Source organism: Bacillus sp. AP8 (assembly GCF_000321185.1).
Classification (GTDB): Bacteria; Bacillota; Bacilli; order Bacillales; family DSM-1321; genus Bacillus_AD; species Bacillus_AD massilioanorexius.
In genome coordinates this window covers 1-12,835 of sequence record NZ_CAPG01000053.1, presented here as the reverse complement: position 1 = coordinate 12,835, position 12,835 = coordinate 1, and the positions used below count along the sequence as shown (strand labels likewise).

At 33.9% G+C, this 12,835-nt stretch carries 9 protein-coding genes and 1 rRNA gene; 6 read left to right on the top strand and 4 right to left on the bottom strand.

Features of this window, described 5'->3' with window-relative positions; translation table 11 throughout:
- Positions 1 to 16 precede the first annotated feature (16 nt).
- From BN349_RS13850 to BN349_RS13840, 3 genes are all read right to left on the bottom strand, one after another.
- Positions 17 to 1,096, bottom strand: a complete 1,080-nt coding sequence (locus BN349_RS13850; protein WP_019242923.1) for an FUSC family protein — start codon at positions 1,094 to 1,096, stop codon at positions 17 to 19.
- A gap of 593 nt (positions 1,097 to 1,689) precedes the next feature.
- Entirely contained in the window at positions 1,690 to 6,162 is a 4,473-nt protein-coding gene (locus BN349_RS13845) for a glutamate synthase-related protein (RefSeq protein WP_026089314.1), read from the bottom strand.
- A 367-nt stretch (positions 6,163 to 6,529) separates the two neighbouring features.
- Complete coding sequence (locus BN349_RS13840; protein ID WP_019242921.1) at positions 6,530 to 7,822, bottom strand: glutamate-1-semialdehyde 2,1-aminomutase; 1,293 nt, start codon at positions 7,820 to 7,822, stop codon at positions 6,530 to 6,532.
- 451 nt (positions 7,823 to 8,273) lie between these two features.
- On the opposite strand from BN349_RS13840, the gene BN349_RS13835 reads away from it, so the two are divergent.
- The 4 genes from BN349_RS13835 to perR all read left to right on the top strand — a co-directional run bounded on the left by BN349_RS13835 (position 8,274) and on the right by perR (position 10,767).
- Positions 8,274 to 8,687, top strand: a complete 414-nt coding sequence (locus BN349_RS13835) for an ion channel (protein ID WP_019242920.1) — start codon at positions 8,274 to 8,276, stop codon at positions 8,685 to 8,687.
- 77 nt (positions 8,688 to 8,764) lie between these two features.
- Complete coding sequence (gene bcp, locus BN349_RS13830) at positions 8,765 to 9,235, top strand: thioredoxin-dependent thiol peroxidase (RefSeq protein WP_019242919.1); 471 nt, start codon at positions 8,765 to 8,767, stop codon at positions 9,233 to 9,235.
- A 449-nt stretch (positions 9,236 to 9,684) separates the two neighbouring features.
- On the top strand, positions 9,685 to 10,239 hold the full coding sequence (locus BN349_RS13825; protein WP_019242918.1) for a cob(I)yrinic acid a,c-diamide adenosyltransferase: 555 nt from the start codon (positions 9,685 to 9,687) through the stop codon (positions 10,237 to 10,239).
- A 90-nt stretch (positions 10,240 to 10,329) separates the two neighbouring features.
- On the top strand, positions 10,330 to 10,767 hold the full coding sequence (gene perR / locus BN349_RS13820) for a peroxide-responsive transcriptional repressor PerR (RefSeq protein ID WP_026089313.1): 438 nt from the start codon (positions 10,330 to 10,332) through the stop codon (positions 10,765 to 10,767).
- 139 nt (positions 10,768 to 10,906) lie between these two features.
- Here the strand turns inward: perR and BN349_RS13815 are convergent, their stop codons facing one another.
- On the bottom strand, positions 10,907 to 11,260 hold the full coding sequence (locus BN349_RS13815) for a YgzB family protein (protein ID WP_019242916.1): 354 nt from the start codon (positions 11,258 to 11,260) through the stop codon (positions 10,907 to 10,909).
- 163 nt (positions 11,261 to 11,423) lie between these two features.
- Between BN349_RS13815 and BN349_RS13810 the strand changes: the two genes are divergently transcribed.
- Positions 11,424 to 12,290 carry a nucleotidyltransferase-like protein gene (locus BN349_RS13810; RefSeq protein WP_019242915.1) on the top strand — a complete coding sequence of 289 codons (867 nt, stop codon included), beginning with the start codon at positions 11,424 to 11,426 and terminating at the stop codon, positions 12,288 to 12,290.
- Positions 12,291 to 12,649: 359 nt separating this feature from the next.
- A 16S ribosomal RNA gene (locus tag BN349_RS13805) occupies positions 12,650 to 12,835 on the top strand; the annotation flags it as partial.

Sequence of the window (12,835 nt, the reverse complement as noted above, 5' to 3'; positions counted from 1 at the left end):
AAGGCTGTTTCCTTTTTTATTGTGGTACTTCTGTTTCTACTTTCATTTCATCGTCGTCTTTATGGTAGGAAAGGAAACTATTGATAAGTGTATCTAGATGCACAAGATGTTCTTCGTATTCAATAACACCAGAAACAAGTGCCATCATATGATACAAATGAGGCTCGTCTTCCTTATCTACCTCTTTTTGTAGATCTAAGAAAAGTGTAAACAACTCTTTATTGCTAAGGGACTGATTTTTTTCGTAATTAACGGAAGGTTTGATTTTACGAATATACTTTAAATGAATTTGCTCGTGTTGTGTAATTAGAAAATCTAATTGCGTCTGAATGGTATGCTGAAAATTTTCTGGCATATGATGGAATTGATTTTCATATTTGTGAAGTTTTTTTAGTATATCTAGAGAACGTTTACTAGTTGCAATCATTTGACGATAAATAACTAATTTACGAGCTTTTGCACGTTTGTCTTTCTTAAAAAGTTCACGCTCTTCTTTATACATCATATAAACCTGTTCAATACCAATGATTTGCTCTTTTATTGTTTGGATATCGTTTTTAATATGTGTATGTTCAGATGCGTGTCTTGTACTTATTCGAATCCATTTTGTTATTTCCTCAGTAATACTTGATATTTTGAAATAGAGTTTGGTCTCGTATTTCGGTGGAAGAAATAATAGATTTACAACAAACGCAGAAAGTATGCCGAGCAATATTGTAAAAAAGCGTACAAAAGCGAAATCTAAGAAATCACCACTTTGACTTTCCATAATAGCAATGACTGTTACTACTGATAAAGTGATTGTATTTGAACTTTTGAATCGAACATTAATAATAATGACAAGTATAGAAGCGAGTCCTACGAAAAAGACATGATTACCAAAAAGTAATACGAATATAATTGCAATCACAGCACCAATCATATTTCCTTGTATTTGTTCAATTACGGTTCGATAAGACCTATATATTGTCGGTTGGAGAGCAAAAATTGCAGCAATTCCAGCAAAAGCAGGTGATGGAAATTTAAGAATTTGAGCTAATGCTAGAGATAAAATAATAGCAATTCCTGTTTTTAATATACGGGCACCAATTTTCATGTAAAAATGGTTCCTTTCTTCAATAATAATGATATAGTAAATGATAAAACAGATATTGAAAATCTTCTATATCCAATAAGTATACTTTTGTGAATTTATAAATGATTACATTTCTTACTTTACACCATTGCAAGCATTAATAAACAAACAATTATGTAATATACATGAGAAATAGATTTGGTGCAAGAGAAAGATTGTTAAATGAAGTGAATAAAAATTGAAAATGAAATTCTATTGAACATTTACAGCAAGTTACAAAAGAATATATGCAAAAAAACCATCTTTATGAGCCGATAATGATTAATCAGCTATAAAGATGGTTTTTATAATTTTTTATATAAGAATTTCTATTAATTTTAATTCATTGTTTCTTTCTACGTATGCTGGTTGGAGACATACAGGATGTAGGTTACATCGGCGTTGCCACATGAAGTGTGATTTGTAGCCGATATTCATGTTAGCTTATAAGCCGCATTTAGGAAGTTTAAAAGCCTTCCTCCCTGCAAGGATTATCTTATAGGCTCCCAGTGAGTTTGTTTAGAAATATTAAGATACCAACTCAACCAAAAAGGAGCGTTGACGTTTTTTCTTAATCACTCAGTTGAAATCGATGGGTCTGTTTGTTCTTTAGTAGGAACAATTTGAACGAAATGATCCTCAGCTTTTAGTAATAATTCAGTTATTTTTTTGGCTTCACTTTCTTGTCCTTGTTCTTGCAAAAGTGTTGTATACTGGGTTAGTAATACTCTTACATCCTCTTTACCAGAAGGCGATAATGGCTCTATGGTAACCTTTGCTCCGATAGCGATACGACGTGAAATTGCTTCTTTCGTTAACCCCATTTCAGGTTGAATACGTTGATAGATGACACCGCCCGTCATACCAGCACATGCCCAAGGTCCTATATCTCCTAATACAATCCCTCTACCATTTGTCATATATTCAAAAGCAAAGCCTTTGATATTAGAGTGAACACCAATATTTCCTTGTTCTTTTGTAGGAATTGGTTTTGTTACTTGACCACCAATAATCATATCAGCTCCTGAAAGTCTTATTCCGGCACGGGCATCTGCGTTTCCTTGAGCGATTAATAGTCCCTTTTGAGCACCGTAGCCGAATCCTTTTCCAACAGAACCATTATAATATTTTCCATCTTTACCTGGTGATTTAAAGATACCGATAATACCTCCAAATGCTGTTTTTCCAATACCATCTTGAGCTCCACCACAAACTTTAATATCAATCCCTGTACTATTATATGCTCCTAAACCATTACCAGGAATGGATCCATTTTTATACGATAAAGTGACTTTTGGTAGACTCATGTACGAGCCGTCAAGTCTTCCACGAACACGATGACAAGAAACTCGACTACCTAAAACTCTTTGATCAGAAGTAATAGAGTGATACTCTCTTGATTCATTCAGCTTCTCAACTGCATTATCTAAATATTCTGCACCTACTGCCAATTGTAATGAATTATTTTCAAGAGAAGCCGCTACTTCGTGTTGATTTAATTGGCCAATGTCTAATGTTTTCAGTAAGTATGTTAAGTCTAGTTGATTATTTCCTTTTATCTGTTGTAATAAATCAGAGCGACCAACAATCTCTTGAAGATTTTTAAATCCAAGACTGGCGGTTAATGTTTTCAATTCTTCTCCAAAGGCAGTGAACATATTCGATAGTCCATTGACTGCTAAATCGAATTTTCTTGGAACAAAACGTCGTAGTCCATGATCTTTTGCTTGTGCTTCGGTTTCAATTTGTGTAGCAATACCAACATGACAAGTATCTAGATGACAGCCACGACAAGTAGTACAGCCTACGGCAATCATAGATAAAGTTCCAAAGCCAATTCGATTCGCGCCAAGTAACATTATTTTTAGTACGTCATTTGCACTTTTTATACCACCATCCGCCCAAATCTCAACGTGATCACGTAATCCGGCTTCTAATAGAGCGTTATGTGCTGCTTTCACACCAATTTCAACTGGAAGACCAACATGCTGCAGCGCATGAATACGAGCAGCTCCTGTACCTCCATCGAATCCAGAAAGTGTAATAATATCTGCGCCTGCTTTAGCAATTCCAACTGCAATCGTTCCAATGTTTGGTACGACCGGTACTTTGACAGAAACTTTTGCTTGATCATTTGCGGTTTTTAACTCGTGAATCATCTGAGCTAGGTCTTCAATAGAATAAATATCATGGTTATTAGATGGTGAAATTAAGTCGGAACCAATGGTAGCATTTCGAGCAGCAGCGATTTTGGCTGTTACTTTTGAACCTGGTAGATGACCACCTTCTCCTGGTTTAGCCCCTTGCCCAATCTTAATTTCTAAGAGATTAGAAGAGTTTAATAACTCGGCATTTACCCCGAAACGTCCTGAGGCAACTTGTTGACCACGCGTTCTAGGATATTTACCTAGCATATCTTTAATTTCTCCACCTTCACCATTTAGACTAATCATATTTAAACGTTCAGCAGCTTCAGCGTAAGCTCGGAAAGCTACTTCATTCTGTGATCCAAATGACATAGAAGAAATAATGAATGGCAAACTATGTTCACCAACAGCTATAGATACTTCACTAGCAGATATGTTTTTTTCGCTAGTCTTAAATGATGTTAAATGGCGAATAGCAATTGGATTCATATTTTCTTGTTCATTGATTTTTTCACGATAGGCATCATAGTTTCCTGTTGAAGCTACTTCACCGATAGCTTTCCAGATACGAGGGAATAGGTTAAATTGTTTACCTACTCTTTCTTTTTCGTTTGTAAAATCTATAGCTCTTTGAATACTATCTTGTTTTAATGTTTCAAAATTATATGCCAAATCATTTGAACCGAAGAAGTTAATAATATTTAAAGCTTCAGCAATTTCATTATGCAAACCAATACTAGAGAATAATCTGCCATAGCCTCTTAGTTCATGAATTCCAATAGTTGAAATAACTTTTTCTAATCCTTTGGTTAAAGCATTGTAAAGATTTGTTACTGGTGTTACTTGGTCATCAGTAACCGTTAAGAACATGTAATATGGGCTAATTAAGTTTGCGCCTAATCCATATACTGTAATAATGTCATGCAATGAGCGAATAGAAGCTGAACGAAGTAAGATTGAGCAATCACGACGGTTTCCTTCTTTGACTAGTGCTTGATCTATGCTGGAAGTAATAATATGAGGATCCAGCCATAAATGATTAGGTTGGTGCACTGTAGCATCATCTAAAATAAGTAATGATTTACCATTCTTAACAGCATCTATAGCTTCTTGAGATAGTCTTTTAATAGCTTGTTCTATACTTTCATTTTCGGAAAAAGTTATAGAGATAAAATGTGCAAGTTGCTTTTCCTGGAAGTAAGCAACGAATGAATCATAGTTTGGTTGTTTAATATCTTTAGAGCATTCATATCCTATAGCTCCTTCAATTAATAAAGGTGATGATAGCTCGAATACATTTTGAACAGCTGTTTTCTCGAAAAGAGATGGTCTTTTCCCGATAATAGTTCGTGTTGAAAAGTGTTCTGTTTCACGGTCTCTATCGATTGCGGGATTTGTTACAACAGCAACACTTTCTTTTATGAAATCTGCAACATTTCTTCTAGAAGTACTAATAGCAGGTAGCGGTGAATCATGACCGAGGGAACGAATAGGTTCAACACCTTTTTCGGCCATTTGTTCTATGAGTTGAATATGCTCTCTCTCCCAACCCATAGCTTTATACTGCCCATTATTAATCTTTGATGGGTAAGTAGATGAAATAGTCTTTGGAAAAGATGGGCTTTCAAGACGTTTCCCATCTTCTAGTAGAGCTAAGCGATTATTGAAGCGATTAAAGACTTCTTCCTGATATTCAGGATATTCGAATACTTTAATATCATTTCCAAACCATTTTAAACCAATTTTTTCTCCTGGACCTATTGGTTTTGGTTCACCGCAATATTCAGATGAAGCAATGATTCCTGGTTCTGAAGAAAATAGATAGGATGATTCCGTTTCAATTTTCCATAATGGCCTTAAACCTAGAGCATCTACTGAGAAAACAGCTTCATCTCCAAAGCGAGAAATGATTCCTGCAGGACCTTGAGCGAAATGGCCCCAAGCTTCGCGGATATATGTGTAAAGATTTTTTAATTTATTAGGATAGTTTTTAATTTCATTTATGATTGGAGGGAATACGATATCTAAAGCTTCAAATAAAGAATATTCGTGTCTGCAAATGAATGTTTCTAAAGTTCTGCTTAAGTCTTGTGAATCACTACCATCTTTAACGAGTGGAATTCCAACCATTTTGGCCTCGTCGCGTAGTTTAGCTATGGTGTTAATTTCTCCGTTATGACCTAGTGCACTGAAGGGTTGTACACGGAAAAAGCTTGAAAGAGTATTAGTTGAATAACGATTGTGTCCTAAAGTCATTGTTGACGCTACAAGGGGATGAGCTAAATCATGATAATATTTTGGAAGGATATCTCCAGCCCCCATAACTTTGTATACAGCGTGGAATTGGCTTAATGATGCGATGTGAATCTGGTTGTTTTCTTCTATGGTATGAGTTAGTTTAAATAAGGTTTTGGATAATTCTTTCTGATTAGCGTTTTCACTTATACAAGCTACTTGCCAAAAGATAGGGTTTTCTTGAATTGCAATTGGGCCTAATGCGTGTGGATTATGAACTTGAGTACTTTCGAAAATAATAGTTAATCCTTGATGTAGAAATTTTTCTTTAATTTCTGTTTGTAATTTAGAGGAATCTGCTGTTCTGCTTAAGAAAAAATGTCCTACTACAAAGCCATCTGAATCAACAATATTTTCTTGAATACCAACATTTTGAAGTTTGTTTTTCCAGAGCAACCTAGGAATATCGATGTGAATACCAACACCATCGCCTTCACCGTTAATAAATCCAGCACGATGATTCATTTTGACAAGAGCATCAATGCAGGCAAATATATTTTCGCGCGTAGGAACTCGCTTTTTTTCTATACATGAAACAATTCCACAGGCATCGTGTTCTTGATTTTGAAAATTTGTAAATAAGCTTGGGCTCCATCGTTGAGTCATATTGATCGGCATGAATAAGGAATGACCTTATTTTGTGCCACTCACCTCCTAAAATATATTGTCTTTTAAATTTTTTAACAAAAGGAGCAGAATAAAGTTAGATATTGTGACTTTATCTAAAAATTCAAAAAATGAGCAGAAAAGTTGTAGCATAATAATATCATCTTAATTTTCAGAAATCAATTATTTATACAATAATATGGATAAATATTTTTTTGGTGAATTTGTGAATGCTTTTCTAGAAATGTAATATGTAAGCGGTTACACACTAAAGTGAAAGGAATCCTCAAAGCTAAAACCGCTTTGAGGATGCATAAATAATGTATAAAATTAACCTTTTAGCTGTAACTTTGAAAAGGTTATTGATTTAAGCTTGTAAAGCTTGGAATGCTTTTTCTACAGCTGAAATCGTATATTCAATATCTTCTTCTGTATGAGCAGTTGTTAAAAACCATGCTTCATATTTAGATGGGGCTAAATTAATTCCTTGATTCAACATAAGCTTGAAGAATTTAGCAAATGTTTCTCCGTCTGTATTTTCTGCTTGATTGTAGTTATATACTTTCTCTGTTGTAAAGTAGATCGTTAATGCGCCTTTTAGTCGATTGATAGTAATAGGAGTATTATATTTTTTAGCAGCAGATAAAATTCCTTCTTCTAGAATTTTTCCTAAGCGATCAAGTTCATCGTATACTCCTTTTTGTTTTAATACTTCTAAGCATGCGATTCCAGAAAGAATCGATGCTGGATTTCCAGCCATTGTACCTGCTTGATATGCAGGACCTAGCGGTGCGACGCTATCCATTATTTCTTTTGTGCCACCGTAGGCTCCGATTGGTAAACCTCCACCAATAATTTTACCTAACGCTGTTAAGTCTGGTTTGACATTTAGCAAATCTTGAGCTCCTCCATACATGAAACGGAATGCTGTAATGACTTCATCATAAATAACAAGAGCTCCTGCTTCATGTGCTAATTCATTGATTGCTTCTAGGAAACCAGGTACAGGCTCAACGATACCAAAATTACCTACGATTGGTTCAACTAATACAGCAGCAATTTCATTGCCCCATTTATCCAATGCTTCTTTAAATGGTTCAATATCGTTGAATGGTACCGTGATAACTTCTTGAGCAATACTTTTAGGAACACCGGCTGAATCTGGTGTTCCTAATGTTGATGGGCCAGATCCTGCTGCTACAAGTACTAAGTCAGAATGGCCATGATAACAACCAGCAAACTTAATAATTTTGTCTCTTCCTGTATAAGCTCTAGCTACTCGTATAGTTGACATAACTGCTTCTGTCCCTGAGTTAACAAAACGGACTTTGTCCATACTAGGGATCGCTTCTTTTAACATCTTGGCAAATGTAATTTCATGCGGAGTAGGTGTTCCGTAAAGTACGCCGTTTTCAGCAGCAGCTGTAATAGCCTTTGTGATATGAGGATGAGCATGTCCTGTAATAATCGGTCCGTATGCTGCTAAATAATCAATGTATTTATTGCCATCTACGTCCCAAAAATAAGCTCCTTTTGCTTTTTCCATTGTCACAGGTGAGCCTCCACCTACAGCTTTATATGATCGTGATGGGCTGTTTACACCTCCGACGATATGTTCAAGAGCTTCGGTATGTAGCATCTCTGTTTTGGTAAAATTCACAATTAATCCTCTCCTAATTATAAAGTCTATAAATTATTCATAATTTTGTTTATACCACTCCGAATGACGAAAGATTAAACTTCTATACATAGAAAAATGGAAGAAGTATAAGTGATGATAAACAATAATATGAATTTGGTTGGTTTGATTATCTATCAGCATGGGAGTATGACAAAGTAGATAATCACAATAGAAACCAATCGGTTTATCTACTAATCTCTGAGGAAGTATGCCCTTGCAGATTAAAGATTCACTTTATTGTACCATTATTAATCAGAAATTATGACAATTCATATAGGTTTGTAACAATATAGAAAGAAACAATTTTTGTAACTTCCTTTCAAGATTAAGAATTTTAGCAGTTAAGAATCATGATATTTTTTTCTGCTCATTTCATAAAAATGGACATAGCTGAGTAAAGTGTAATATAGGTTTGAAGTGAGGGATGAAAATGGTTTTTTATCTGCTGATAGCTGCTGTTATTTTTTGTATGATTATGAGTATTAAAGCTATTTTTACTCCAATAGAAGCGGGGACACACAAAGTATCGGTTACTCATTTTCTTTGGTTGATTTTATTGTATGGAACAATCTGTATTGGTTTTGCTTTGCTTTATTTAATGTTTGAAATGAAAGATATGAACGTCATATTAGATCATGGTCTCCAAATTAGCGGTAATTTTTTTTTAAAACTTGAAACGTCATTTTATTTCAGTGCAATGACTATGTTTTCGGTAGGATACGGCGAGCTCATTCCAATAGGTTTAGGAAGATTTCTGGCTACTATTCAAGCGTTTGTTGGATATACATTACCGGCAGCATTTTTTGTAAGGACAGTTATTGACTTTGAACACGTTAATAAATGATGATTCGTGGATTTGAAAGGAAAGCAATTATTTTGTACTCTATGAGTAATACGTATTTTTAATAGGAGGATAAAATAATGACTGTTGAAATAGGAAGTAATGTAGCGAATCTTCCATTACCTGCTAGTGATGGAAATGAGGTTAAGCTGTCTGATTATATTGGTAAAAATATTGTTTTGTATTTTTATCCAAAAGATATGACACCAGGATGTACAACAGAAGCTTGTGATTTTCGTGATTTTTATAAAGATTTTTCAGATGTTAATGCAGTTATAGTTGGGGTAAGTACGGATTCGATAAATCGACATGAAAAATTTGTTGAGAAATACCAACTACCTTTTGTCTTACTAGCTGATGAAAATCATCAATTGGCAGAAATGTTTAATGTATGGAAATTGAAAAAAAACTTTGGGAAAGAGTATATGGGAATCGAGCGTTCTACCTTCATTATCGATAAGAATGGAAATGTAGTTAAAGAATGGAGGAAAGTAAAAGTAAAAGGCCATGTTGAGGAAGCTTTACAATATATAAAAGAAAATTTATCTTAAAGGCTATTGTCATATTCATAAAATGAGCTTTTCCATATACTAAAAGAGAACAAGGACACCTCCTCAGATGTTTTAAAGCTCAATAAAAGGGTGTGATACAAAAGATGAGCTTTTGTATCACACCCCTTCTTTTATTAGTGTGTCGAAATAGAAAGGCTCATTCCATTTGTATCAGCAGCTTAAACGATGTGTTTTGGAAATACATATCGCTTGGATTTCCTTGAAATTTTTCTACAGATGTTAAGATTGTTAACTCCCGAGAAAAAAGAATGATTGTTTATCCTCGAATTTTTTTCGACGATTACTACACTTTTGCCTATGGATACAATAATGAAATTATTAACATTCAAGATATGATGATATGATTAGTGAAGATAATTGAATGAAAAACGTCTAAAAAAGCATATTTTTTAGGTGGAAAAAATAATGTAAATAAGGGGAGTGTTTTTATGAAAATTTATACGAAAAGTGGAGATAAAGGAACAACTTCATTGGTTTACGGACAAAGAGTGTCGAAAACAGATGTAAGGGTAGATGCTTATGGCACTTGTGATGAGGCAAATTCATTGATTGGATTAGCTCTTAGCTATATACGTAATGAATCATTTAAAGATAAAGAAGAAGTTGAAAAAGTATACCATAAAATCCAAACAGAATTATTTCATGTAGGTGCTGAACTAGCCACGCCTTCAGGTAAAAAGGTTCATTGGAAACTTGAAGAAGAGCATATAATAAATATGGAAAAGGTTATTGATGCATGGGACGCTCAATTGCCTGTATTAACGAATTTTGTATTACCTGGTGGTCATCCTAGTGGTGCAGCTTTTCATACTGCAAGAACTGTTATTAGACGTGCAGAGCGCTGTGCAGTTGCAATCGATCATGAAGTAAATCCATTAGTCTTGTCTTATCTGAATCGTTTATCTGATTTACTTTTCGTAACGGCTAGATTTGTAAATTATCAACTAAATTGCTCAGAACCTACTTTACATGATAATGAATAATTGACAAATAAGTGAATAAGAGATTACACTAATTATAAATATTATAAAGTAATAATATCTTCAAAATAAAACATTATTAAAAGGAGGTGCATGACGATGGCACATTTAAAAGAAGCATTGGATATTTTGAAAAAGTCTAGTGTTAGAATAACACCTCAGCGTCATGCGATACTTGAGTATCTTATTGACTCAATGTCCCATCCTACCGCTGATGAAATTTATAAAGCGCTAGAAGGTAAATTTCCTAACATGAGTGTTGCTACTGTTTATAATAATTTACGTGTGTTTCGAGAAGCTGGATTAGTTAAAGAATTAACTTACGGTGATTCATCTAGTCGTTTTGATTTTACAACTTCAGATCATTATCATGTGATTTGTGTAAAATGTGGTACAATAGTTGATTTTCATTACCCAGGCTTAGATGAAGTGGAGCAGCTTGCTTCGCATGTAACAGGATTTAAGGTATTTCAACATCGTATGGAAGTTTACGGAGAATGTCCAAGTTGTTTAGCAAAAGAGGCTCATTAAAAAGTTGGCGTTTATAACCGCCAACTTTACTAAATAAACAGAATATATATAATAATGAATTTTTTGTCTTTCTTAAATTAAACTTGCCATGCATGATAGCTCTTGCACGGCTTTTTTATTTGTATCATAGGTTTAAGATTTATCCATCTTTTCTTTTTCTATTATAGGAAGCTTTAAATTCTTTTCCTTCTAAATCTTTATCAAGTGTTAATGGTTTATTACAATACATACACATATCTACTCTTCCTAATATCTTCGTTACTTTTTGGCAGTTTGGACAAACTACCTGAACAGTTGTAGTTGATAACATTCCTATCCAAAAATAAACGACGGTACTTGCTATAATACAAAGTAGTCCAATTACCATAAAAATGGTCATTATTATAGGAGAATTTTTAAAAAAGACTCCTCCATACATGATAATAATTCCTATAAAAATTAAACTAAGAGCAAAAGTTCTGATTTTGTTAATTTTACTGGATCGTTTAGCCATTTTCATCCCCCTTTAATTAGTAAATATACCATAAATTGATAATTTTGGTTTAGAAATTGAATTTAGAAAACATTTGTCGAAATTTGTTGAAATTAAAAGCAGGAATTATAATGTTCATGTAGAAAACATTAAAACTAGCAAAACTATTTGGAGGGAATAAGTTATGGAGGATATATTACGCCCAATTTATCAAGAAAGGGCTAGTTCATCTGCTACTTTAGGGATATTGTTAATTGAGAAAAAAGGTTTTGATTTAGATATAACGGATTTTTTTGATTATGTATTGCTAGTAATTACTCAAAATGATGATTCTGAAATTCACGTAAAGCACTACTCTTATCTGGATAAAAAAGCAGCATTATACGTAGTATCTATAAAGCGAATAAAAGAGTGGCTCATGTTAGGAAGTAATAAAAAATTAACAGCATGGTTACATAATGGAAAGATCGTTTTTGACCGAAATGATAGTATTGCATCATTAAAACAGGAAATAATGGATTTTCCGTTTTACGGTAGAAAATTAAAAAAAGGCTTAGAGTTTGCTAAATTAATTAGACGCTATGAGGATGGAAAATCTTTTTTTGATAACGGTCATTTTCTTGATGCATACAATCATATAGTTCATTCTTTACATCATTTAGCACGATTAGAAATAATTGAAAATGGTTTCTATCCAGAGGTAACTGTATGGGAACAAGTTAAGCATATCGAACCGCAAATTTATAAGTTGTATGAAGAGCTAATAACGAGTGATGAGTCTTTAGAGAAAAGATTAGAATTATTATTTTTAGCGAGCGAGTTTTTAATCTATTCTCGTACTGAGGCGGGTTCACAACATTTATTAGAGGTGTTAGCTAGTAAAACAGAACCGTGGGCAATTTCGGAAATGTTTGATCATCCAGACTTGAAGCATTATGCTGTTGATCTTGTTGTTATGTTAGAATACTTAATTGATAAGAGGTTTATAGAAGTGTCTAATATTGAGACAAAAGGTAATGATATTTATCATAGGCAATATAAGGTTAAATAATATAATCTTTTTTTGAAAAAATTATTGACCGATAGTTAAAACGATGATAAAGTATAACAAGTCGCTAAGGTGTTGCGGCAAAATGCATATATCATCATGAAACTTACAATAAAAACTTTTTCAAAAGTTGTTGACAGTTTCAAGGGGTAGATGTTATATTAAAAAGGTCGCTTTTTCAAAAAAAGCTTAGAAACTTTTTCAAAAAAAAGTATTGACAAGAAACGAGCTGAAATGGTAATATTAAAAAGCTGTTTCGAACAAATGTTCTTTGAAAACTAAACAAGACAACACGTCAACGTTAATTCTAAATGAAGTTTCAACTTGATTGAAACAAACTATTTTATGAGCAAGTCAAACACTTTTTGGAGAGTTTGATCCTGGCTCAGGACGAACGCTGGCGGCGTGCCTAATACATGCAAGTCGAGCGAACGGAGGAGAGCTTGCTCTCCGAAGTTAGCGGCGGACGGGTGAGTAACACGTGGGCAACCTGCCTATAAGACTGGGATAACTCCGGGAAACCGGGGCTAATACCGGATGGTTCTTTT